Below are 22,969 nucleotides of genomic sequence, written 5' to 3'. Positions count from 1 at the left end.
CGCATGGAGGATTCCTGGCATCAATTAAAACCGCGAACAGGATTCCTGGTGCGGCTAGCGGACCGCTTGACGGATCAAAGTTGGCAGACGTTGACCCAACTTTATCAGCCAATCATTGGACCGAGTGCCGCGGGGCTTTACTCGGCCCTTTTTTGGCTCCCCGAACGGGCGACGTATAAGCGTCACGCCACTTTACTGGGACTATTGGGGATGGACCTGGCTCATTTCTATGAGGCCCGGTTACGCCTGGAGGCCGCGGGCTTACTGACGACTAAGGTGAAGACGACTAACGAGTTGACCAGCTTTGTCTATGAGCTGCGCGCACCGCTTCAGCCGGCAGACTTCTTTCGCGATGATCTGTTGAGCGTTCAGCTACTGGGGGTGGTCGGCGAAGAGGTCTACCGGTCCCTGGTCACCCACAACACGCCGCAGACCACTGATTCTGCGGATGAAGTGGATATTACCAAGAACTTTTTGGACGTGTTTCATGTTGATGGGCAAGAGCTCAAGCAACTGCCAGCCGCTATCACGGCGACACGGGATGAACTGCCTGTCGATGCCGGCGCACCAGCTCTGAAGTCGACCGGTCATGATGATTTTGATTTTAAATTATTAGGCGATATCTTAGAGCACTCATTCATTGACACCCGGGCATTACGGAGCCAACGTCAACTATTGCTGACGGAGCACGCGACGTACGGCCTGGATGAGGTCACCATGGCGCGGTACGTGGGTGAAGCAACGGATTTGGCAACGAATCAATTTGACCCCGAACAGTTCAAACGTGTGATTGCGCAGAGCTTTGGGCAACAGCACCGGGCGCAACCAGCGGCTAGCGAACAGACACCTTCTGCCGCGGAACTGGCCCAGGCACCGACAGATCAGCACCTGAGTTCCGCCGAACAGGCCTTGATCAAGGTGGCAAATACCACGGTGCCCGCGGTATTTTTGCAGGCAATCAAGCAAAAACGCGGGGGCTACATCACAGATGGCGAGCAGCGGATCATCCGCGACCAGGTCAGTCGGCAGCTGTTTCCGCAGTCAGTGTTAAACGTCTTGATTTATCACATGCTGGTGGATTCGGACAAGCCAACGCTGTCTAAGGCCCTCATGGATTCGATTGCCAATGACTGGAGCATGAAGAAAATTCAAACGCCCCAGGCGGCCATCAAGGAAATTCGCGAGCACCAGCAGGCGGCCAGCAAGCCACGGCGGTCACGTAACCGACAGCCGACGGTCAAGGAGACGCTACCGGACTGGGCGAAGAAGCCGGCTGAGGCCCAACCGCAAACGACGCAGGCCAAGCTGTCACCAGCTCAACAACAGAAATTACAAGAGCGCATTGCGCGGCTTCAGGAACGCACCGCGGATGGGAAGGAGGATTAACCGATGGAAGATTTAAGTAAAACCATGCAACACCTGATGAATCAACGGCATTTAAACGATAACTACCGGCAACTGATGGCCAAAGTCTATGACGATCCAACCGTGACGGCCTTTTACCAGGCCCACAAAGAGGAGCTGGCGGAGGACGTGATGACGCGTTCGGCGGCCAAACTCTATGAATTTGTCAGCGAACGGGAAAAGTTAGCAAATGGCGGTACGACCTTTGCGGCGGGGTATGAACCCCAGCTCATCGTGTCCAACCACCTGATCGACGTGGCCTACGTGCCCACCAAGGCGACCCAGGAGAAGCAGGCGCAACAGCAATTGCGGCAACGGGTCAAGTCGATTGCCATGCCCAAGAGCATTCGCGAGGCCGACTTTAAAAACTTTGACCAGGACTCCGATCGAGCCGAGGCCTTGATGGCAGCATTAGATTTTGTCGACGCCTACGAAGCCAGTCCTAACCGGCGACACCAGGCCCTGTACTTGCAGGGGAGCTTTGGCGTGGGCAAGACCTATTTGCTAGCGGCCATTGCCAATCAACTCGCAACGGATGGCTTCTCCACCACGTTAGTTCACTTCCCCAGTTTTGCGGTGGAAATGAAAAATGCGATTGCCCAAAACGGTGTCGCGGAAAAACTAGACGCCCTCAAGAAGTCACCGGTCTTAATGATCGATGACATTGGGGCGGATGCCATGTCTGCTTGGGTGCGCGACGATGTGCTCGGCGTTATTTTGGAATACCGGATGCAAGAAGAGTTACCGACGTTCTTTAGCTCCAACTTCTCGATGGAACAGTTGGAGAAGGAACACTTGCGCATCTCCACGCGCGGGGATGATGAACCCTTGAAGGCCCAACGGCTGATGCAACGGATTCGCTTCCTGGCCCGGGAGATCACGATGGTCGGTGTGAACCGGCGACCACAATAAATATTTTTTTGAGGCAGGGCGGTGGCCTTGCCTTTTTTATTTTTTTCCAGCGGAACCTTGACAACTATCGCTGGCAAGTGTTTAATAGTCTTTGAAACCAAAGAGCTATGACGAAAGACATGGTGCTGGTGGGATCGTTCACAGGAAGAGTTGGCCTTGCTTGGAAGCCGACTTAGCGACCACTAGCATTACCGCTTTCCACAAGCTGTCGAAAGGAAATTTTCGGCCGGTCCGTTCCGTTATCGACGATTAGAGTTCACGGGATCAGTCTCGTGAAAAATATCGGGTGGAACCACGTTATTGACGTCCCCAGTGCCTATTGCAGGTACTGGGGACTTTTTGCGTAATTTACCCAAATTTCAATAAGGGAGATCATCATTATGGCAGATATTTCAATCAAATTCCCCGATGGCAAGTCTAAGGACTTCCCAGAAGGCACGACGCCCGCTGACGTTGCGAAATCCATTTCTATCAGCTTAGCTAAGAAGGCCGTTGCCGGTAAGTTAAACGGCAAATTGGTCGACTACTTGACCCCATTGTCAGGCGACGGTGCCATCGAAATCGTGACCAAGGACAGCGACGAAGGCTTGAGCGTTCTGCGGAACACGACTGCAGCCTTAGTCCGGATTGCGTTGAAGAAGCAATTCCCAGCCATTCGTTTGGGTGAAGTGAGCGCCGATGAAGACGGGTTCTTCGTGGACACTGACAAGGACGACCAACAAGTGAGCGTTGATGAACTGGACGCTTTGTCTGTGATCGTTGAAAAGTTAGTTAGCGACAAGTCAGACATCGAACGGATTTCTTTGAGCAAGGCCGATGCTTTAGCTACTGCCAAGGATGACCCTTACACCACTGAATTGATCAATGCCATTGATGGCGACGCCGTTTCCTTCCTGAAGATCGGTGACTACCAAGTCCTCAGCGACGGTGCCCAATTAGCCAACACGGGCGACGTGAAGAAGTTCAAGTTGCTCTCCGTTGCCGGTGCTTACTGGCAAGGCAAGTCCTCAAACCCAATGCTCCAACGGATTTACGGGACGGCCTTCTACAAGCAAGCTGATTTAGATGCTGACCTGGCTAAGCGCCAAGAAGCCCGCGAACGTGACCACCGTGTCATTGGGAACCAACTGGACTTGTTCTTCGTTGATCCTAAGGTCGGTGCCGGTTTACCATACTGGATGCCAAACGGTGCCACGATTCGTCGGACCATCGAACGTTACATCATCGACAAGGAAGTTGCTAATGGTTACCAACACGTTTACACGCCAGTCCTGGCTAACCTGGATCTGTACAAGCAATCCGGTCACTGGGCCCACTACCGTGAAGACATGTTCCCACCAATGGACATGGGCGATGGCGAACAACTTGAATTACGGCCAATGAACTGCCCAAGCCATATTCAAATTTACAACCACCACATCCGTTCTTACCGTGAACTCCCATTACGGATCGCTGAATTAGGGATGATGCACCGTTACGAAAAGTCCGGTGCCCTGAGTGGTTTACAACGGGTTCGTGAAATGACCTTGAACGATGGTCACACGTTCGTTGCCCCAGAACAAATCCAAGATGAATTCAAGAGCATCCTGGACTTGATGGTTAAGGTTTACAAAGACTTTGACATCAAGGACTACACGTTCCGTCTGAGCTACCGTGACCCTAAGAACACGGAAAAGTACTTCGACGACGATGAAATGTGGAACAACGCCCAAAAGATGTTGAAGGGTGCCATGGATGACCTTGGCTTGCCTTACGTTGAAGCCGAAGGGGAAGCTGCCTTCTACGGTCCTAAGTTGGACGTCCAAACCAAGACGGCCCTCGGGAACGAAGAAACGCTCTCAACCATCCAATTGGACTTCATGTTGCCAGAACGCTTCGACTTACACTACGTCGGTGCCGATGGTGAAGAACACCGTCCAGTCATGATTCACCGTGGCTTGGTTTCAACCATGGAACGGTTCACCGCTTACCTGACTGAAATCTACAAGGGTGCTTTCCCAACCTGGTTAGCGCCTAAGCAAGTCACCATCATTCCTGTTTCCGAAGAAAAGCATGGTGCTTACGCTGACAAGTTAGCCGCTGAATTAAAGGCCGCTGATGTGCGGGTCAACGTCGACAAGCGTGGCGAAAAGATGGGTTACCTGATTCGGGATGCCCAAACGCACAAGATTCCATACACGTTGGTCGTTGGTGAAGACGAAATGGCTAATGGCACTGTCTCTGTCCGGAAGTACGGGGAAGACGACAGCAACTCCATGAGCAGTGACGCCTTCGTCAAGGAAATCCTCGTCGACATTGCTTCATACAGTCGTGAAGAAAACTAAATTTAAACGTTTCTGGTCAGTAACCAGAGAATAGAAGGAACGGGGTCGTCGCTAATGGCGGTCCCATTTTTGTTTGGGTTGCGATGTGTAGGCAAAACGATGCCTGTCGAGAAGCTAGCTAGAGTGGTAGACTAAAATTTAAGCGGGTTAAACGTCAGCCGGCTAGTGAATGGCTAGCGCTGACTGTAAAACTTGCGCTTTAGAAGGAAGATGTTTGAAATGTCACAGTCAAAGACCAACGTGCTCGCTGTCACGATTGCCATTTACGTGGCGACGTTCGTGAGCGCGGTTGAGGGGACTATCGTATCGACGGCACTGCCAACCATTGTGGGGAGCCTGCATGGGGTGGCCCTAATGAACTGGGTCTTTTCGATTTACTTATTGGCGACGGCCATGGTGACCCCCATTTATGGCAAACTGGCCGATGTGATCGGTCGTAAACCCGTCATGCAGTTCGGGTTAGCCGTGTTTATCGTGGGCTCGGCCATGAGCGGCTTGTCCCAGACCATGCCGGTGCTGATTTTCTGGCGCGCCATTCAAGGAATTGGGGCCGGGGCCTTACTGCCAGTGTCCATGACCATTATTGCCGATATCTATTCGTTGGAAAAACGGGCCAAAATCTTGGGCATCACCAACTCCGCCTGGGGAATCGCGGCGGTTCTAGCGCCCTTACTGGGTGGCATCATCATTGATAAGCTCAGCTGGCACTGGATTTTCTTCATTAATGTGCCCATTGGGTTGTTGACCATGCTCTTATTTCAATTATACTTACACGAACCCAAGCGCCAGCACGCGGCCAGCATCGACTACCTGGGAAGCTTCTGGCTAATGCTGTGCTTGCTCACGTTGATGCTGAGCTTTCAGGTGCTCAGTAGCCAGCCGATTCACTGGGGTGTCTTCGCGGCTGGACTGGTCGTGAGCGCCGTTAGCCTACTGCTATTTATTCGTCGCGAGCGGCGTGCGGTCGATCCGATCATTTCGCTGGAACTCTTTAAGAATCGGCCCTTCATTGTCCAAAATGCCATTGCGGCACTGATCAACGGCTACCTGATGGCTTTGACCGTCTACGTCCCAACCTGGGGCCAGGGAATTCACGGGGTCTCCGCTTCGGTCGCGGGACTCGCACTGACCCCCAACTCACTGATGTGGGTCGTCGGCGCCTTTGCGACCAGCTACTTCCTGGCACGCTGGACGCCACGGCGAATCCTGTACTTCAGCCTGTCGTTTATTCTGGTGGCCGGCCTGGCTTTAGCCTTACTGCCACTGCAGGCGTCGTTCGGCTGGTTCTTCATCATTACGGCCATCAACGGCTTCGGTTTTGGGATTGCGATGACCACGACGACCCTGACGTCCCAGCGGTTGGTCTCAGCCGAGAACGTGGGGGTGGCGACCTCATTTAACACGCTGGGCCGAACGATTGGGCAGACACTGATGGTCTCCGTCTTTGGGATTATCCTGAACACGGGGATGCAGCGCGGTCTGGCCCACTATGCCGGGACCAGCATGGCCATGATGAACCGGTTGATCAATCCCCAGACGGCGAGCCAGTTGCCGGAAAAGTTGTTGCCAGCCCTGCGGCACATCCTGTATAATGGCTTACACTGGGTTTACGTGATTGGCTTTCTGATTGTGGTGCTGACCTTTGTGATTAATCGGTTGGATCACAGTGACCAGGTTCTGGGCACCGGGGCCAAGTCAGATGATTAGAGGACTAGACCGTCTCAGTGATATTTCTATCGGTTATCTGAAAAAATGGGGAACACCCATTGACAGGTAACCGGGTAGCTGGTATGATGGTTAAGTTGAGAAATTAAGCAGAGGCTTCCGCTTCTCGCCCTGTGGCTAACGCTGCTGGGCTGGATATGCACGTTAGTTCAATCTTTTGATTGGATTTCATGCGGGAGCCGTTTGATTGTGATCAAAGGTTCCCGCATTTTTTGTGAGTGAGATTTCTGCAGTTCTCGAGATTAATTTGGAGGTGGATTACCATAGCAAACGACACGATTGTCAACGAGGGTATTCGCGCACGCGAAGTTCGATTGATTGCCGATGATGGTGAACAATTGGGTATTAAGTCCAAACGCGACGCTTTACAGATCGCCGAAGACGCAAACCTCGATTTAGTTTTGGTTGCACCGAAAGCTAAGCCACCAGTAGCCCGGATCATGGACTACGGGAAATACCGTTTCGAGTTGCAAAAAAAGCAACGCGAAGCTCGTAAAAAGCAAAAAGTGGTCAGTGTCAAAGAAGTACGGTTAAGTCCTACCATTGATACCAACGACTTTAACACCAAGCTGAAGAACGCTAAAAAGTTCTTGGCTAAGGGTGAAAAAGTTCGGGTGTCAATTCGGTTTAAGGGCCGGGCTATTACTCATAAAGACATTGGTCGTGAGGTGCTCAACCGGATGGCTCAGGAAACTTCTGATGTTGCCACGGTTGAACAACGGCCTAAGATGGACGGTCGGAGCATGTTCTTAATGCTTTCGCCCATCGCAGAGAATAAGTAATTGATTGGGTAGCCCAGCTACCGATTTAAGGAGGATATTTCGTATTATGCCAAAGATGAAGACTAACCGCGCCGCAGCTAAGCGTTTCAAAGTAACTGCCAAGGGCGGTATCAAGAGTGCCAATGCATACACGTCTCACCGTTTCCACGGTAAGACCAAGAAGCAACGCCGGAACCTTCGTGGTACCCGGATGATGAACGAAACGACTATCAACACTTACCGTCAATTACTGCAAAAGTAATCAGTAAGCTGGTCACATATTTTCGGGTCGACGAAATGTCGACATAATGTTTGAATTGATTTAGGAGGAAAAGATTATGCCACGAGTTAAAGGCGGTACTGTTTCACGCGCACGTCGCAAGAAGGTTTTAAAGTTAGCTAAGGGTTACCGTGGTTCAAAGCACCGTTTATTTAAGGTAGCTAAGGACCAAGTCATGAAGGGCCGTCAATACGCCTTCCGTGACCGTAAAGCCACTAAGCGTAACTTCCGGAAGCTTTGGATTGCCCGGATCAACGCCGCAGCCCGGATGAACGGTCTGAGCTACAGCAAGTTGATGCACGGTTTGAAGTTAGCCAACATCGACGTTAACCGGAAGATGTTAGCTGATTTAGCAGTGAACGATGCTGCTGCATTCACGGCTTTAGCTGACCAAGCTAAAGAAGCTTTGGCTGCTTAATTCAGTCATTTCAAAGGACTTCGCTGTTCAAGCGAGGTCTTTTTTATTAGCCACCATCGACAGCCCTTGATGGTGGTAAAATTGGTGAAAATTGCGTATAATAAAAAAGCTAGACATGCCATTACTGGCAAACGAACGAAGGGGGGCAGTCACCCGCATGGTTTCTGGATTCAAACCCACGTGGATGGTTACGAACATATATGATTTAACGCCGGCGGATTTACGGGCTAACGGCATCAAGGTGGTCTTGACCGACCTGGATAACACGCTGATTGCGTGGAATAATCCGGACGGAACACCCGAACTGCATCATTGGCTCAATTTGCTAGAGTTGGCCGGGATTCAGGTCATTGTGGTGTCGAACAATAGTCGCGCGCGGGTGGACCGTGCCGTGGCACCGTTTAATTTACCCTACATTCACCGGGCACTGAAACCATTCGCCCTGGGGTTGAACCGGGCGCTTCGTCGCTGGCATTTACGGCGTGATGAGGTGGTCATGGTGGGGGATCAATTATTGACGGACGTCTGGGCGGCGCATCATAGCGGCGTACGGAGTGTCTTAGTCAAACCCATTTTGAAATCGGATGCCTGGATCACAAAGGGTAATCGGTTATTGGAAAAGGTAGTTATGTGGCGCTTGCACCGCAACTACCCAGAATTAACTTGGCAGGAGGATCTTAATGAACGAAAAACACATTGAACCGGTATTAATCGATGGTGAACCGTTGCACTGCATTGGCTGTGGCGCGGTGGTTCAGACAACGGACAAGACGGCGCCGGGGTACACCCCCCAATCGGCGTTAGATAAAGGGATTGAGAAGGAAGAAGTCTATTGCCAACGGTGTTTCCGGTTACGGCATTACAACGAAATCGTGCCTGTCGGTCTGACGGACGATGATTTCTTAAACCTTTTAACGCAAATTCAAGACGCTAACGCTTTAATTGTTTACGTTGTGGATATCTTCGACTTTAACGGTAGTGTGATTCCTGGTCTGCACCGGTTCGTCGGGAGTAACCCCGTCTTACTGGTCGGCAACAAGGAAGACCTGTTACCCCGCTCACTGAAGCGGAGCAAGTTACGTGACTGGTTACGGCAACGGGCTAACGAAGAAGGCTTACGGCCAATCGACGTGACTCTGTTAAGTGCCAAGACCAACCAATCCGTTGATGGGTTACTGCAACTGATCAACAAGTATCGTGGCGACCGCGACGTGTATGTGGTTGGGGTCACCAACGTCGGGAAATCAACGTTGATCAACCAAATTATTCGGCAAAACACCGGGGTTCAAGACTTGATTACCACGTCACGTTTCCCTGGAACCACGCTGGATAAGATTGAATTGCCCCTGGATGACGAACACGTCCTGGTCGACACCCCTGGTATCATTCAAAACCAACAGATGGCACACTTCTTGGATGGTAAGGACCTCAAGATCGTGACGCCACAAAAGCCAATCAAACCGAAGAACTATCAGCTGAATGACCAACAAACGTTGTTCTTAGGCGGGATTGCGCGGTTTGACTACACCAAGGGCCCGAAGAACGGGTTCACGGCTTACTTTGAAAACAACTTATACATTCACCGCACGAAGCTGGAGAATGCCGATGACTTTTATGCGCGTCAATTGGGTGAGCTCTTAACCCCACCACACGCTGACAATAAAGATGACTTCCCACCACTGGTTGCCCATGAATTTAAGACCACGGTGAAGAGTGATCTGGTCTTTGAAGGCCTCGGTTGGATTACGGTGCCTGCTGGCATTAACGTGACCGGTTGGGCACCCGCTGGCGTCGGCGTCTTGATTCGCCGCGCGATGATTTAAAAATATGGAGGACGACAATTTGCTACGAGGGAAACAAAAACGCTACTTACGGGCTCACGCCCATGCTATGCGCCCACTTTTTTCAGTGGGGAAGAACGGTTTGACCCAGGCTTGGTTGGAACAACTGACCGGCGCCCTGGAAAACCGGGAACTGATCAAGATCAATTTACAACAGAGTGCCGACGTGTCGGTTGAGGAGACCAAGGCCTTCATCGAAGACAACACGGACATTCAAGTGGTCCAAACCATCGGCCGGGTCCTGGTCTTGTACCGGGTGGCTACTGAAGAAGAAAACCAAAAGATTTCACCAATCGTGGAAAACATGTAGGGAGGTCTGGCAGTCGTGGTAAAAATCCTAGAACGAACGAGTACGCAGGTCGCTACTGAGATGGCGGCGACGGCTAAGAAACGGCGCATCGGGATTCTGGGGGGAACGTTTAACCCGCCCCATCTCGGACACCTGGTGATTGCGGATCAAGTGGCAACGCAACTGGGGCTGGATAAAGTGTTATTCATGCCCGATGCTGAGCCGCCCCACGTGGACCGTAAGCTGACGATTCCGGCGAAAGACCGGGTCGCCATGGTGCAGGCGGCCATCAAGGACAATCCCCGGTTTGACATAGAGTTGACCGAGGTTGAACGGGGTGGTCGGAGCTATACCTACGACACCATGGTCCAGCTGACGCAAGCCCATCCGGAGAATCAGTATTACTTTATTATTGGGGGCGACATGGTCGCTTACTTACCAAAGTGGTACCGAATCGATGAACTGACGAAACTGGTTCAGTTCGTGGGCGTCTGTCGTCAGGGATTTAACCGCGAGTCGCCGTACCCCGTCTTGTGGGTCGACGTTCCTCAAATCGGCATTAGTTCAACGATGGTGCGGGAACAGGTTCGCCGCGGACAATCCGTGCGCTACCTGGTGCCGACCATGGTCGATCTCTATATAAAGGAGCATTTATTATATCGTGACTGAACTAACCTACACGGAACACCTTTTCGCAGGCACTCGTGATGAGTTGCTGGCGAAAATTGCGAAACAGCTCAAACCGAAACGCTTTAAACACGTTCAGCGGGTGGAACAAACGGCCATTGCCTTGGCCCAGATGAACGACGTTGATGTGGAAAAGGCCAGTATTGCTGGTCTGGTCCACGATTACGCCAAGCAGCGACCTGATGAGGACTTTATTGCGGCCATCAAGCAGTACCACCTGAATCCCATCTTGCTGGATTACGGCAATGCGATTTGGCATGGGGTGGTTGGTGCCGAGCTGATCAAGCATGAATTGGGTATCTATGACGAAGACATTTTAAATGCCGTGCGGCACCATACGACTGGGGCCATTTACATGTCACCACTGGAGCAGATTATCTATACGGCCGATTACATTGAACCGGCTAGAGATTTCCCAGGGGTCGACGATGCACGGCAATTAGCGGATAAGAACTTGGCCAAGGCAGTGGCCTTTCAGGCAAAACACACCCTGGCATATTTGGTAGAAAACGGGAAACCGGTCTACCCCAAGTCCATTGACACCTACAATGCGTGGGTGCCACGTTATCCGAACGTTTGAGAGGAGAAAATGCATGGAAAGCAAACAAATTTTAGAAATTGCGGTTAAGGCTGCGGAAAACAAGCGGGCAGAGGACATGACTGCCTTAGATATGAACAAGGTGAGTCTGATGGCGGACTACTTCCTGATTATGGAAGCCAACTCCAGCCGTCAGGTCCAAGCCATTGCCGATGAGATCATTGATCAAATGGGCGCCAACGACGTGACCGTCAAGGATGTTGAAGGTCGGAACAATGCCGACTGGATTCTGATTGACTTAGGCGATGTGGTTGTGCACGTTTTCCAAAAGGAACAACGGAGTCACTACAACTTAGAAAAGCTCTGGTCAGACGCCCCAGAAGTTGATCTGGGTCAATGGGTTGAAGCATGATCTATCAATCCTTTGCGGAGCTTTACGACGAATTATTCGATCCAGCCATGTACGACCAGTGGCTGGATTTTGTCGCTGAACGGGTAGCCCCAACAAGTGGGGAACTCTTGGACCTTGCTTGTGGGAGCGGCCGATTAGGCGTCCTATTGGCGCAACAGGGCTACCAGGTCAGTGGACTGGACCTCAGTGAAGACATGCTGGCACTGGCTGCCAAGCACGCCGCTGAGGCCGATGTCAGCCTGCCCTTGATGGCGGGCAACATGCTGGACCTCAGTGAGATTGGCCAATACCAAACGGTGACGTGTTTTGCGGATTCCTTCTGTTATTTAACGGACTTGGACGCCGTGACGCAGGCGTTTACCCAGGTGCATGACCACTTAGCTGTGGGCGGTCAATTCCTATTTGATGTGATTACCCCGCACCAAACGGATGACGTCTACCCAGGCTACATGTATAATTACGTCGATGAGACCCGGGCCTTTGTCTGGACCAGCTATGGTATCGAGGACGAAGATCACGCTGCCGAACACGACCTGGCCTTCTTCACCAAGAATGAAACGACCGGGGAGTATCGGAAGGTGACCGAGCTTCATCATGAGCGGACCTATGACTTACCTGATTACCAGCAGGCTTTGGCCAAAGCTGGGTTGACGGTCAAGCGGGTCAGCGCAGACTTCGGGAACAGTGAACCCACCTCTGACACCACGCGTTGGTTCTTTGAGGTGACGCGGGAGGCTTAGCAATGGCGTTACAGGCAGTGGGAATCATTGCGGAATATAATCCTTTTCATAATGGGCACGCCTACCAGATTGCACAGGCCAAGGCTCAAACGGGGGCTGACGTGGTCGTAGCGGCGATGAGCGGCAACTGGGTCCAACGGGGCGAACCGGCCTTGATGGACAAGTGGCAGCGCACGCAGGCGGCCTTAGACGGGGGCGTGGACCTGGTGGTGGAACTGCCAAGCGCCGCGGCCCTACAACCGGCGCATTTATTTGCGGCGGGGGGTGTCCGCCTATTGGCCGCGTTGCAGTGTCACTGGCTAGCCTTTGGCACCGAGCACCCGGACATGGATTATGCCCGTCTGATGGCGCATTTACCCACGGACCCGACCACGTTCAAACGCTTTGACCAGACCTATGCCTCGCTATTTCAGGGCTATCTGCGGGAGCAAACGGGGATTACCCTGAACGCGTCCAATGATATCCTAGGGTTCTTCTATGCGCTAGCTAACCAACGACAGGGGCAGCCGTTAACGCTTCTACCGTTGGCTCGCCGTGGCAGTCAGCACAACGAGCCGACCATTGATGCCGGGGCAGCTTATGCCAGTGCCACCGCTATCCGTTCAGCGGCCCTGACAGGCGACTGGGCGGCGGTGGAACCGGTTGTCCCGCCAACGACCCTGGAGCTGCTCAAACGGGCTCAGCTGACCAGCTGGGCCGACTTCTGGCCGACACTGCGTTATCAGCTAGTGAGCGGAGACGTGGCGGACCTGCGGCAGTGTTACCAGATTACCGAGGGCGTCGAGTATCGCTTAAAACGGGCGGCGCTGACGAGTCCGGACTTTGCGGCGTTTATGCACGCGGTGAAGACCAAGCGGTACACCTACACGCGTTTACAGCGCCAGTCGGCCTACATTTTATTGCAGGCTAAGCCAGCCGAAATGGCGGTCCAGCCGCAATACCTGCGGGTGCTGGGTTACTCGGCGCAGGGTCAGCGGTATCTGCATCAGATCAAGAAGCAGGTCACGTTACCCTTGGTGAGCCGAGCTGACCGGGATTGGCAACAGGGACCGGGCGCCTTGGACGACCGGTTGGGGGCTGTCCGCACCCTAGTGACCGGAATCGACCAGGATTATGGCCGAATTCCGGTAAAAAAAGCGGATTCTAAATGACTATCAAGGAAATTACCTTGACATCTTATTTTTTGACAGGTATAATTTATCACGTTGCATTGGAGGGATTGCGATGAAATGGTCGTTGACCGAGCTCCGCAAGAATCACCGGAACGATCCGTTACCGTTCGACGAGACGCTGGATTTGAAGGCGGACTTGATGGAACGTTTTAGCGATGATGTTCTAGATTTAAGTCCCGTCCACGCTAAGGGCATTGTGTCCGTTGTGGATGGTGACGTTGTCGTTGATGCACGGGTCACTGCGGACTTAACGGTCCCATCCAGCCGGTCTTTAGCACCGGTTGACCTGCCCGTTGACTTCAACATGACGGAATTCTATGTTTCCGACCCCGCCGCAACGCAACGGTTTGAGAAGACCGACGTTGTGATGGTGGTTAAGGATGACGAAATCGATTTCGATAAAGCCATCGGGGATAACATTATTTTACAGATTCCGATGCACATTCTTTCTGACGCTGAAAAGCAGGGTGAACAGATGCCAACGGGTGACGACTGGGAAGTCGTTTCCGAGGCTGACCTGGCTAAGGTAGAGAAGGAAAATCAATCAGTTGATCCACGTCTTGCAAAGTTAAAAGATTTCTTCCCTGATCAGGATGATCAATAATCGCCTTTGTAAGCCTTAAAAATTTTTTCACTAGTGGATATAATTTATTTAAAGGAGGTGTTTTCTTTGGCTGTACCAGCACGGAAAACGTCTAAGACGAAAAAAGCTATGCGTCGTGGTCACATCAAGTTAACCACGCCTAATTTAACTGCTTGCCCTAACTGTGGTGAATTACGTAAGTCACACATGGTTTGCCCAAGTTGCGGTTTCTACGATGGCCGTCAGGTCGTTGCGGTTAAGAACGCAAACAACTAATTTTTATTAGTTTAGAGAAACTCCCACGAAGTCCGCGGCTTCTGGGAGTTTTTTTGTACCTAAAAATCGTGAAATTGGCTGATTCTTTGGTTAAGTTGTGGCGAATTTCAAACGTCTGGGGAACTTTATCCCAGGCGTTTTTTCGTCCGCGCTCGAAAACAGATAGGCGTTGTCGTGTCAGGCATAGCACCTCTAGTATACAAGCCACGCATACTAGCATGCCTATCTGGTAATTTTCAATCAGGCCAATGCTCGCTATGATGGACTCATTCACCTCCAAAGAAACAGGGTTGGATGAGACTATTTTAAAGTGAAGATGAGGCTTGATTATGACACGGAGTAAAGAGAAATTTGGGATTGTTTTACCGATTATTTTATTAAGTTATTTTATGATCCTCCTGGATAATTCAATTGTGTTCACGAGTACCGTGAAGATAGCGGCGGACCTGCACTTAGATTCGCAAATGTTGGCGTGGGTCAGCAGTGCCTATACCTTGACCTTTGGTGGTTTCCAATTGTTTGGCGGACGGATTGGTGATGTGTACGGTCGTAGGCGGGTATTTTTAATTGGCTTGCTAGTGTTCTCAGTTGGTTCATTAATGGTCGGCTTGGCGACGACTGGCCCGATGATTATTGCTATGCGCGCGTTTCAGGGCGTGGGTTCAGCTATTCTGGCACCGACCACGTTGGCACTGCTTCTGGATAATTATCAGGGGAAGATGCGGTCGCAGGCCATTGCCGCCTATGGGACGACCGCTGGGATTGGCGCAAGTTTTGGGATGGTGCTGGGTGGCGTAATCACGAGTGCCTTCTCCTGGCGAGTCGGCTTCTTTTTAAACGTTCCAGTGGGGGGATTGATGTTTGTACTGACGTTATTCTTTGTGAAGAACCGTGAAAGCCAGCGAACAAATCGTCTGGATATTGTCGGCACCTTCTTATCAGTGTTAGGGTTGTCGGCCTTGGTTTACAGCATCGATGGGACGGTGCACCAGCGGTTGGCATTAGTCATTGCCGTGATTGCGCTGGGGCTGTTCACCTATGCTGAAGGGGCAGTCAAAAATCCCATTATGCCGTTACGGTTATTTTCTGACCGACGACGGAACAGTGCCTACGTTGCTCGCTTCTTCTTTATCGGGGCCGCGTTTGCTTATTTCTTTGTCACCACGCAAGCGTTACAACATATCTATGGTTTTTCACCGTTACTGACCGGGTTAGCCTTCCTGCCCGTGACGATTCCACAATTCTTTGGGGCACTTCAGGTGTCACGGCTATCCAGTAAGTTAGGCAATGCAAGGTTGATTGTGATTGCCGTGGTATTGGTTACTTTAGGTGTTTCGCTCACGGTCATCTTGGGGCTGAATCGGGGTTATTGGATTGCCTTTGCGCTACCGATGATGATCTTTGGAGTTGGTCAGGGCCTAGTGTTGAGTCCGCTAACGGTTGAGGGGGTAGCAAACACCGATGCTGAAATTGCTGGTGCCGCTTCCGGAGTGGTCAACACGGTTCATCAGTTTGGCCAATCGGTCGGCATTTCGGTTGTGGCGGCGCTGACCAGTGGGCTGCACCCCTTTACAACGAGTTACGTGGCGCAGTTGCTCATTATTACGGCGATTTCCGGATTAAGTTTTCTCGCGGCTTTGGTCTTGTTAGCGAGTCAACAGCAACAGCAGGCTAGGTAGTCTAATCAGGCGACCGTGGTGACTGTCAAAATCTCTCGCTGTGGTTCAGGGTCAACCGATTCGGATTTCTTTTTGTGTTTTACCCGGGTGGACGCGTATAATGACTGCACACAGTTATTTTTGAGGAGTGAAATTTTGGCAATTAAATTAATCGCAACGGACCTGAATGGCACGCTGTTGCATGCTGACCAGAGTTACAATCGGCCGCTGATGCGCGAGGTGCTGGCCGCGTTGCGCGCACGGCAGATTACCTTGGTCTTGGCTTCAGGCAATGAGTACGCCCATCTACGAGATCTCTTTGCGGACAGTTTAGCCCCTAATTTGGTGATGGTCGCTGAAAATGGGGCGTCTATCTATCAGGATGGTCAACAAATTTTTGATGGTAGTTTGACGGCGACGGATGTTGAACAGTTCGTCAGTGTGGATCGGCATCAGGACTTTCTGCGGCATACCTACGTGATTCTAACCGGGGAACGGGCGTCCTACACGGAACTCGGCGCGCCACAACAGCTGATTGACGCGGCCGAAGCCTACTATGACAATTTGCAACAGGTGGAGAGCTTAGCGACCGTGGATGATCGAATCAAGAAAATTAGTGTGTCGACGGCGCCAGACCAGGCAGCCGAATTGGTTGACCGACTCAACACCTACTTTGACGGCCGGCTCCATGCCCATGACAGTGGTTACGGGGTCATTGACATCGTGGCGGCCAACGTGGGTAAGCTGCCGGCGATTCAATGGCTGGCGCAGCAACAGGGACTCACGGCAGCCAACATCATGGCCTTTGGCGACGGCGTGAATGACGTGCCGTTGTTACAATTTGCCGGGAGCGGTTTTGCGATGGCCAATGCTGACGCTGCGATTCAAGCGGCGGCGCAACACGTGACGACCGTCGATAACGAACACGATGGCGTCTTAAAGACGATTCAACAGGTGGTTTTAGGCAAATAGCTGTGAACTGCAAGGGTAGTCTGGGAGTTTTCCTGGGCTATTTTTTTGTATCACAGAGCGCTTTTGGCGGTCACTTAACCTACCCGAGGTTCCCACGACGAGTACGGGACATTTGTAGGTATACTCGAAATAAAGAGTGAGGTGACGCACATGAAACGGTTTTTACGTGGGGTGTTAACTGGTTTGCTGGTGGTGGCCGTTTTAGTGGATGGGGTGACGCTGCTCAGGGAAGCGAAGTCATCGGCGACTGCGGTGATTAATGATCGGGTACCCGTCACGCTGCTGTACACGAATGGGGGGCGGGCCAAGTGAGCAAATTATTAACCATTCAAATTGAAACGGGAACGGCGCCAATCGATGTCCGGTTGGTCATGCCCCGGTTTGGCCATCTGTCCGAGTCAACGTTTCGGCAGTTGATCACGAATCTTTCTCGGTATTTTATGCGATTGAACCTGTGTTTTTCATGCGACCGTACGGATTCGGAACTTTGTCAGTTTCAGCGCGGCGAATTGGCCCCGTCCGCCTTCAGTCCGGAATTGCAGGCCGTCTATCAGCTGGCCCTCAAGGCGCAGACGGACACCGGCAATGCCTTTGATCCCTTTTACGCGGGGACGTTTGACCCACGCGGGCTCCTGAAGGGCTGGATGCTCTTTCAGGCGTTTGAAATGTATCTTCAGCCGTTGTTACACGATCAGAGTCTGGTCGCGGCGGCAATCAACGGCGGGGGCGACGTGCAGATGGGCGTGACCGCGCGCAGCGAATTTGTCTGGAACGTGGGGGTCGAGTCTCCGAGCGATATGAGTCACGTCATCAAACGTTATCGCGTTAAAAATGGGGCGATGGCGACCTCGATGCGGGGTGGCAGCGCGATTGGTGGCCCCATTCAATGTCAGGAGGGCGCCCCCAGTCTGAACCAAGCCACCGTGTTGGCCCCCAGCCTGATTGCGGCCGATACGTTGGCAACGACGGCGGTGGCCATGGGCGAACGGGCATTTGCGGCGTTTAAACAGCATCATCATCTCGAAATTATGGGGTTACTGGTCACCGCCCAGGATAACTTAGTAGAATTTTAAGAAATGAATCGCATGTGAAAAGGCCCACGGCAAGATGGCTTGTTGTGGGCTTTTGGTGTGAACTAAATTAGAGAAATTTAATACAGCTGGTTATAAATTCTTTAATAACGCCGTTTACATAATGAAAAATAGATTAGAAACCTAATGTATCCCCGTCAATAGTTTAAGAAAGTCTTGGATTCCGACTATCTTAGTCTGGATTGGTGGCGGTGTTTCGTGTTTCTCGGTAGACTGGCACTAGTCAGTTGGATAGGAGCGAGAATATGCGGAAGCTTTGGGGCCTACTAGCAGTTTTACTCTTGGGGAGCGTCATGCTAGTTAGTGTCTGGGGAAAATTTCCTAAATTTGTTGCGATGTCAGAGATCACAGTTGCTCAGGCCACTAGTCGGCTGGGCGTTCAGTTGCCCATGGTGGGGCGCGAGGAGTCTAAGCGTGCTACACCCGTTGAATCAATTGTTAAGCCGCAAACGTTAAGCAAGACCTATTATTATCGCTTTGGTACTGAAGTTCCGGATAAGATGGTGCACACCTTTGAAAAGGCCGTTGCCGTCTATAACGAAACGGGCATCGTGAATTTAGTGGCGGGGGACGCCACTGCGCACCAGAACGAGATTGCCTTCTTTGCCTACAGTAAGGAGATGCCGGAGAATCAGAGCACATACTTGGAACTGGGCAAAGGGGGCCCAGAAATTGAGGAAGTCACTGGTTTTCAGGGGTACACGGCTAACCATGCGCGCGCGGGGATGAATCTGAAATATCCGCAAAGTGTGCGTCTCTCGGTCGCCATTCATGAGATCGGTCACGCGGTCGGTTTGGATCACAGTCACAGTCACAACTCGGTCATGTATCCCATCGACCAAGGGACGACGCATTTGTCGGCGGGTGATTTGAAGACGCTGCGGCACCTTTACCAGAAAGTTTAATGGCTGTACTGCCTCCGGGCTGGTGATACAGGTTTAGCCCGTAACCGTTGAATCTTATGCTTATCAAGTTAGTTCTATACATTAAGGCATCTCACAACCAATTTTTGGCGGTGGGGTGCTTTTTATAAAATTTAATATATTATTTCAGATAGAGCCTCCGCTTTTTTTAAAATCGGAGATGTATTTATTGACATTACACCTTAAACGGGATATAGTTAATCATGTAATAACAATAAATACACAAAGGGGGCCTTGCTTTGCGGCTCAATACCCGATTGAGTGATGCCATTCATACCTTGGCATTGCTCTCTATTAGAGAAAAGGAAAATCTAAGTAGTACGCAAATCGCTCAGAGCGTGAATACTAATCCCGTTTTGATTCGCCAGCTGGTGGGTGACCTCAAACAAACTGGATTGGTAAGCACGCAGCGTGGTGTTTCCAAGATCACTTTATTGAAGGCACCGGAGGATATTTCGCTACTCGCAATTTATCAGGCAGTTGACGATCATCAGCTACTGAATGTTGATATTAATACGAATTTAAACTGTATCGTCGGTGGCAATATCCAATCTGTTCTTGGGGACTACTACCAAGAACTGACTGAAAAAGTAAAACAACAATTGGGTCAGACGACCCTTGCCGACATGATTGCTCAGATACTCGCGCAGGCTAATGCCAAGAAGGGACCCCTTATGAAAAAAATCGATTTAGCATTGCAGGAACTCCAAAAGGCTAACACGCAGGTCAAAGTCGTTCGGACCTTGCTGGACGGTGACTGGTTAGCATTACATACGCTGACCACGACGGACGGTGTCCAGAGTGTGACCTTTGACGTTTTTCAATTCGCGGGTGATACGGTGCAAAAACATCTGCATACTGCAACACCTTATCTGGAAACACCAACGCCCTCAGGTCACACACAATTAGATGGTCCCGTGATGATTGATGCCAACTTTAAGGCTGAGGGGACTCGGCAATTGGTTACGGACACGATTAATGCCACGCTCATGAATGGTCCCCATCTCGAACACGCTGATGCATACATGAGTGCGGACTATATCCAGCATCACGTTGGGATTCCCGATGGATTGGAAACCGTCAAGAAGGGGGTCCAGATGTTGAAGTCGGTCGGCAAAGAATCTATCTACACGGCAATCGATCACGTTATCGCCGATGGTAACTTCGCGCTAGCAATCTCCGAGGGCCATGCGGAGGGCATTGACAAGATCTACTACGATCTCTTCAGAGTAGAAGACAATCTAATCGCCGAGCACTGGGATATTGTCAATCCAGTGAAGTAGCAGATAGATACAATAATTCGAAACAACGCATCAGCTATTGATGGGATAGGTGATGCGTTGTTTAATAATGTAAGTTTTTAATGGAAGATATTGGTGAGAGTAGGCTGTAAAGAATCAAAGCAAGCGCCATGACTACTGAGCCTAAAGGTTATCCGGAGTTTCGACTAGTTGATGAGTCAAAATGAAGATTCACGAGAAAACTTATCGAATCATCATTGACAGCGTTTTCATAAATGGCGTACGATTAACCTTACTGAAGTTAGAAATCAGGTGATCGGGATGAACATCGTCATTGGTCTGATGCCCGCGTTATTTTGGGGGATTCTTCCCATTTGGATGCAGGGGAGAACCGGCGGCAATTGGACGGAACAACTGTTGGGAACCAGCGTGGGGGGCGTGATCATCGCTATTATTTTACAGCTCATTTTTCACTACGACCATAGTCTCACGGATTTCCTGTTGTACTTTGTCTCCGGGGTCTGCTGGAGCATCGGCCAAGGCGGTCAGTACTGGGGCTACGGCGCGTTGGGCGTCAACAACGCGGTACCATTTTCCACGGCGCTTCAGATCATCGGGAACTCCCTGATCGGTGGCTGAGTTTTCGGCGAATGGGTCGGTTGGCACGACAGCGTGCTGGGTGTGATTGCCCTCCTAATTATTCTGGCAGGGGTCATGGTCAGCAACGGTGTGATTCACGTGTCACGTAAGGATCTTGGCGCCTACGCCATGCTGGTGGTTACTGGGGGTATTCTGGATTTCCCCACTACACGGTGGCTAAGGGGCTCAACGGTTTCCTCCCACAGACACTAGGGATGATGGCCGGGGCCTTGACGATCTACGTCGTCGGTCGCAAACGGATTCCGGGGCAAGATCCCTGGGGTCTGCGCAACATTACCTCTGGGTTCATCTTCGCCGTGGCGGCGGGGACTTACCTGATGTCGTTGAGCCTGAATGGACTGGTCAACGGCTTCGTCTTAACCCAACTGAACGTGGTGGTTGCCACACTGCTCGGCGTGATTGTCCTGAAGGAAGCCAATCTGAAGCAATTGGTACCTAAGGCGATTGGTCTGGCGATTCTGATTGGTGGGGCCGTGATGATGGTCCACATTTAATATAGAACTAACTTGATATCAGAAAAATGGGTCGGAATTTCCGGACCCATTTTTTAGTTGAATAGATTTGGTCTTGAAGTCGTTAATGGATGTAAAAATGGATACCCACTAGTGGCTTGGTTGAAGGACTAGGATGGTGAAACGCATGCAAGACCCGTCAGTACAGCGATTAGTTGCTTAATTTTGATAAAACGGGTCAATTTTAACTGGCCAGCCGTTATTTTTTGCGTCCCGATTTGCAAAACGCTCGTCAGCGAGTACCGAGCTGCTTACACTGAGAGTTACAGAAAATTAAGGAGGCAACAACCATGCTAAAGTGGCGGTTACTGTGGGTCGGGATGCTGGTGAGTCTGATGTGTGTTGTGTGGCCGGGGGCCTTGGCACCCCACGTTAGATCAATCAGCCGATTGGATCGGTTAGTCAATCAAATGGAGGGGCCACTCCCCAGTTCCAAGCATGCCCAAACCCCGTTGAGTCTGGTGGCGGCGACGTATCCGCTGGCGCCCACGTATTATTATCATTTTGACCGACACGTGACGGCCAATATTCGCCCCATTTTTGAGGAAGCCGTGGGGGTATTTAATCGAACGGGGCTGGTCCGCCTGGTACCGGGGATGCCGAGCAGTCACCAAAATGGGTTGACTTTCTTCACCTATCAGCGAGACACGTCCAAGCAAGCAGGGGACTTCGTTGAATTGGGAGAGGGTGGCCCGACCGTGAAGCACCGAGGTGGGTGGCAAGCATTCACCGTGAACCGGGCCAAGGCGGGGCTCAACCTGGCGCACCCGGAGCTTAGAATTCGCGTGTCCGTGGCGATTCATGAGATTGGACATGCGCTGGGATTAGCACACAGCGAAAGTCGCCAGTCAATCATGTATCCGCTGAATCAGCAGCACGACTCATTGTCGACGGCCGATTTGCGGGCACTCGCCCTGCTTTATCAGGAGTAACGGATTAGCTGGCTAAAAAATGTTCTGGTTTGCGCCTCCGGATTGGTGAAAATGGGCCGTGACGCTGTGGGCGCGGCCTGGAGCCGAAGGGCGGTCTCCAGGCTTACTTTGAGCCTCATAGACCGAGTCTCAAAGACAGCAGTTGCCTAAGCGGTAAACCGCTAAGGCAACTCCCACGGCTGAGCCCATTTTCACCAGCCCTGCGGCTGACACTAGTTTAGACCGTTAGTCTTTGCCGGTGACATGGAGGTTGGGGTTGGCGGATGATGAAAATTTATCGTCTTGGTTGAAAATAGACCGTGATGCTGTGGGTGTCATGGCGTTCCCGGCGGCGGATTCAAAGGTCCCGGCTATGGGGTCGATTCCAGCCTGAGAAGCGGTTCCACCTCGACTTTGATCCGCCTCTGGTCACTAACACTGACTGCTCAGTCACATTTTCACCAGCTCAGCTAAGACTGATTTCGGCAGTGGATTAGTCTGTGTCGATAGGAATGCTGCTGACAATGACCGTCAACACTGCCAACTGCCTATTTGTTGGTAGGCATTTTGATGCGTTGTCGGTTAGGTCATAAGTCTATTTAGCTTGTTATAATCATTAATGCCGGGGCAATCTCGTGT

General features: G+C 51.4%; 26 protein-coding genes. All 26 read left to right on the top strand.

Annotated elements, in window-relative coordinates:
- The first annotated feature begins 3 nt into the window (after positions 1–3).
- On the top strand, positions 4–1,386 hold the full coding sequence (locus JUF13_RS07145) for a replication initiation and membrane attachment family protein (RefSeq protein WP_203638798.1): 1,383 nt from the start codon (positions 4–6) through the stop codon (positions 1,384–1,386).
- A 3-nt stretch (positions 1,387–1,389) separates the two neighbouring features.
- On the top strand, positions 1,390–2,316 hold the full coding sequence (gene dnaI / locus JUF13_RS07140; RefSeq protein ID WP_203638797.1) for a primosomal protein DnaI: 927 nt from the start codon (positions 1,390–1,392) through the stop codon (positions 2,314–2,316).
- A gap of 380 nt (positions 2,317–2,696) precedes the next feature.
- Entirely contained in the window at positions 2,697–4,640 is a 1,944-nt protein-coding gene (gene thrS / locus JUF13_RS07135) for a threonine--tRNA ligase (protein WP_203638796.1), read from the top strand.
- A gap of 219 nt (positions 4,641–4,859) precedes the next feature.
- On the top strand, positions 4,860–6,347 hold the full coding sequence (locus tag JUF13_RS07130) for an MDR family MFS transporter (RefSeq protein ID WP_203638795.1): 1,488 nt from the start codon (positions 4,860–4,862) through the stop codon (positions 6,345–6,347).
- A gap of 296 nt (positions 6,348–6,643) precedes the next feature.
- Entirely contained in the window at positions 6,644–7,147 is a 504-nt protein-coding gene (gene infC / locus JUF13_RS07125) for a translation initiation factor IF-3 (protein WP_203638903.1), read from the top strand.
- A 46-nt stretch (positions 7,148–7,193) separates the two neighbouring features.
- Positions 7,194–7,388 (top strand): 50S ribosomal protein L35, encoded by a 195-nt coding sequence (gene rpmI / locus JUF13_RS07120; protein ID WP_020090102.1) that lies wholly within the window; start codon positions 7,194–7,196, stop codon positions 7,386–7,388.
- Positions 7,389–7,464: 76 nt separating this feature from the next.
- Positions 7,465–7,824 carry a 50S ribosomal protein L20 gene (gene rplT / locus JUF13_RS07115; RefSeq protein WP_125765830.1) on the top strand — a complete coding sequence of 120 codons (360 nt, stop codon included), beginning with the start codon at positions 7,465–7,467 and terminating at the stop codon, positions 7,822–7,824.
- 157 nt (positions 7,825–7,981) lie between these two features.
- Positions 7,982–8,524, top strand: coding sequence for a YqeG family HAD IIIA-type phosphatase (locus tag JUF13_RS07110; RefSeq protein WP_203638794.1), 543 nt, complete (start codon positions 7,982–7,984; stop codon positions 8,522–8,524).
- Positions 8,505–9,647, top strand: a complete 1,143-nt coding sequence (gene yqeH / locus JUF13_RS07105) for a ribosome biogenesis GTPase YqeH (RefSeq protein ID WP_125765831.1) — start codon at positions 8,505–8,507, stop codon at positions 9,645–9,647. Before JUF13_RS07110 ends, yqeH begins: the two co-directional genes overlap by 20 nt.
- A gap of 4 nt (positions 9,648–9,651) precedes the next feature.
- A complete protein-coding gene (locus JUF13_RS07100) occupies positions 9,652–9,975 on the top strand; it encodes a YhbY family RNA-binding protein (protein WP_125765832.1) in 324 nt (107 codons plus the stop codon).
- Between the two features lie 15 nt (positions 9,976–9,990).
- Positions 9,991–10,623 carry a nicotinate-nucleotide adenylyltransferase gene (locus tag JUF13_RS07095; protein WP_203638793.1) on the top strand — a complete coding sequence of 211 codons (633 nt, stop codon included), beginning with the start codon at positions 9,991–9,993 and terminating at the stop codon, positions 10,621–10,623.
- On the top strand, positions 10,613–11,221 hold the full coding sequence (gene yqeK / locus JUF13_RS07090) for a bis(5'-nucleosyl)-tetraphosphatase (symmetrical) YqeK (RefSeq protein WP_203638902.1): 609 nt from the start codon (positions 10,613–10,615) through the stop codon (positions 11,219–11,221). The genes JUF13_RS07095 and yqeK overlap by 11 nt, the downstream gene beginning before the upstream one ends.
- 13 nt (positions 11,222–11,234) lie before the next feature.
- Positions 11,235–11,591 carry a ribosome silencing factor gene (gene rsfS / locus JUF13_RS07085; RefSeq protein ID WP_125765835.1) on the top strand — a complete coding sequence of 119 codons (357 nt, stop codon included), beginning with the start codon at positions 11,235–11,237 and terminating at the stop codon, positions 11,589–11,591.
- Positions 11,588–12,331 carry a class I SAM-dependent DNA methyltransferase gene (locus JUF13_RS07080; RefSeq protein ID WP_203638791.1) on the top strand — a complete coding sequence of 248 codons (744 nt, stop codon included), beginning with the start codon at positions 11,588–11,590 and terminating at the stop codon, positions 12,329–12,331. Before rsfS ends, JUF13_RS07080 begins: the two co-directional genes overlap by 4 nt.
- Before the next feature lie 2 nt (positions 12,332–12,333).
- Entirely contained in the window at positions 12,334–13,482 is a 1,149-nt protein-coding gene (locus tag JUF13_RS07075) for a nucleotidyltransferase (RefSeq protein ID WP_203638789.1), read from the top strand.
- 73 nt (positions 13,483–13,555) lie between these two features.
- Complete coding sequence (locus JUF13_RS07070) at positions 13,556–14,107, top strand: DUF177 domain-containing protein (RefSeq protein ID WP_125765838.1); 552 nt, start codon at positions 13,556–13,558, stop codon at positions 14,105–14,107.
- Between the two features lie 66 nt (positions 14,108–14,173).
- Positions 14,174–14,362, top strand: a complete 189-nt coding sequence (gene rpmF / locus JUF13_RS07065; RefSeq protein WP_057735399.1) for a 50S ribosomal protein L32 — start codon at positions 14,174–14,176, stop codon at positions 14,360–14,362.
- Between the two features lie 329 nt (positions 14,363–14,691).
- Positions 14,692–16,041, top strand: a complete 1,350-nt coding sequence (locus JUF13_RS07060) for an MFS transporter (protein ID WP_203638787.1) — start codon at positions 14,692–14,694, stop codon at positions 16,039–16,041.
- Positions 16,042–16,176: 135 nt separating this feature from the next.
- Positions 16,177–16,992: a Cof-type HAD-IIB family hydrolase gene (locus tag JUF13_RS07055; RefSeq protein ID WP_203638785.1), complete on the top strand. Its 816-nt coding sequence runs from the start codon at positions 16,177–16,179 to the stop codon at positions 16,990–16,992.
- 150 nt (positions 16,993–17,142) lie between these two features.
- Entirely contained in the window at positions 17,143–17,304 is a 162-nt protein-coding gene (locus JUF13_RS07050) for a hypothetical protein (protein ID WP_164511384.1), read from the top strand.
- Positions 17,301–18,065 (top strand): FAD:protein FMN transferase, encoded by a 765-nt coding sequence (locus tag JUF13_RS07045; protein WP_203638783.1) that lies wholly within the window; start codon positions 17,301–17,303, stop codon positions 18,063–18,065. The genes JUF13_RS07050 and JUF13_RS07045 overlap by 4 nt, the downstream gene beginning before the upstream one ends.
- A gap of 263 nt (positions 18,066–18,328) precedes the next feature.
- Positions 18,329–18,988 carry a matrixin family metalloprotease gene (locus JUF13_RS07040; protein ID WP_203638781.1) on the top strand — a complete coding sequence of 220 codons (660 nt, stop codon included), beginning with the start codon at positions 18,329–18,331 and terminating at the stop codon, positions 18,986–18,988.
- 257 nt (positions 18,989–19,245) lie between these two features.
- Complete coding sequence (locus JUF13_RS07035; protein WP_203638779.1) at positions 19,246–20,289, top strand: Rrf2 family transcriptional regulator; 1,044 nt, start codon at positions 19,246–19,248, stop codon at positions 20,287–20,289.
- A 279-nt stretch (positions 20,290–20,568) separates the two neighbouring features.
- Complete coding sequence (locus JUF13_RS14425) at positions 20,569–20,886, top strand: GRP family sugar transporter (RefSeq protein ID WP_225893627.1); 318 nt, start codon at positions 20,569–20,571, stop codon at positions 20,884–20,886.
- Between the two features lie 173 nt (positions 20,887–21,059).
- Complete coding sequence (locus tag JUF13_RS14420) at positions 21,060–21,401, top strand: GRP family sugar transporter (RefSeq protein WP_225893628.1); 342 nt, start codon at positions 21,060–21,062, stop codon at positions 21,399–21,401.
- A gap of 308 nt (positions 21,402–21,709) precedes the next feature.
- Positions 21,710–22,351 carry a matrixin family metalloprotease gene (locus tag JUF13_RS07025; RefSeq protein WP_203638777.1) on the top strand — a complete coding sequence of 214 codons (642 nt, stop codon included), beginning with the start codon at positions 21,710–21,712 and terminating at the stop codon, positions 22,349–22,351.
- The last annotated feature ends 618 nt before the right edge of the window (positions 22,352–22,969 follow it).

Source organism: Levilactobacillus wangkuiensis (genome assembly GCF_016861605.1).
GTDB classification, from domain to species: domain Bacteria; phylum Bacillota; class Bacilli; order Lactobacillales; family Lactobacillaceae; genus Levilactobacillus; species Levilactobacillus wangkuiensis.
This window is presented reverse-complemented; position numbering and strand designations above follow the sequence as displayed.

What these genes read in the sequence shown, in the direction of transcription:
- JUF13_RS07075 (WP_203638789.1), top strand. Translation starts at nt 12,334, where the DNA reads ATGGCGTTACAGGCAGTGGGAATCATTGCGGAATATAATCCTTTTCAT.
- rsfS (WP_125765835.1), top strand. Translation starts at nt 11,235, where the DNA reads ATGGAAAGCAAACAAATTTTAGAAATTGCGGTTAAGGCTGCGGAAAAC.
- JUF13_RS07130 (WP_203638795.1), top strand. Translation starts at nt 4,860, where the DNA reads ATGTCACAGTCAAAGACCAACGTGCTCGCTGTCACGATTGCCATTTAC.
- rplT (WP_125765830.1), top strand. Translation starts at nt 7,465, where the DNA reads ATGCCACGAGTTAAAGGCGGTACTGTTTCACGCGCACGTCGCAAGAAG.
- JUF13_RS07060 (WP_203638787.1), top strand. Translation starts at nt 14,692, where the DNA reads ATGACACGGAGTAAAGAGAAATTTGGGATTGTTTTACCGATTATTTTA.
- JUF13_RS14425 (WP_225893627.1), top strand. Translation starts at nt 20,569, where the DNA reads ATGAACATCGTCATTGGTCTGATGCCCGCGTTATTTTGGGGGATTCTT.
- JUF13_RS07040 (WP_203638781.1), top strand. Translation starts at nt 18,329, where the DNA reads ATGCGGAAGCTTTGGGGCCTACTAGCAGTTTTACTCTTGGGGAGCGTC.
- yqeH (WP_125765831.1), top strand. Translation starts at nt 8,505, where the DNA reads ATGAACGAAAAACACATTGAACCGGTATTAATCGATGGTGAACCGTTG.
- rpmI (WP_020090102.1), top strand. Translation starts at nt 7,194, where the DNA reads ATGCCAAAGATGAAGACTAACCGCGCCGCAGCTAAGCGTTTCAAAGTA.
- JUF13_RS07145 (WP_203638798.1), top strand. Translation starts at nt 4, where the DNA reads ATGGAGGATTCCTGGCATCAATTAAAACCGCGAACAGGATTCCTGGTG.
- JUF13_RS07100 (WP_125765832.1), top strand. Translation starts at nt 9,652, where the DNA reads ATGGAGGACGACAATTTGCTACGAGGGAAACAAAAACGCTACTTACGG.
- thrS (WP_203638796.1), top strand. Translation starts at nt 2,697, where the DNA reads ATGGCAGATATTTCAATCAAATTCCCCGATGGCAAGTCTAAGGACTTC.
- JUF13_RS07025 (WP_203638777.1), top strand. Translation starts at nt 21,710, where the DNA reads ATGCTAAAGTGGCGGTTACTGTGGGTCGGGATGCTGGTGAGTCTGATG.
- JUF13_RS07050 (WP_164511384.1), top strand. Translation starts at nt 17,143, where the DNA reads ATGAAACGGTTTTTACGTGGGGTGTTAACTGGTTTGCTGGTGGTGGCC.
- JUF13_RS07070 (WP_125765838.1), top strand. Translation starts at nt 13,556, where the DNA reads ATGAAATGGTCGTTGACCGAGCTCCGCAAGAATCACCGGAACGATCCG.
- JUF13_RS07080 (WP_203638791.1), top strand. Translation starts at nt 11,588, where the DNA reads ATGATCTATCAATCCTTTGCGGAGCTTTACGACGAATTATTCGATCCA.
- JUF13_RS07110 (WP_203638794.1), top strand. Translation starts at nt 7,982, where the DNA reads ATGGTTTCTGGATTCAAACCCACGTGGATGGTTACGAACATATATGAT.
- dnaI (WP_203638797.1), top strand. Translation starts at nt 1,390, where the DNA reads ATGGAAGATTTAAGTAAAACCATGCAACACCTGATGAATCAACGGCAT.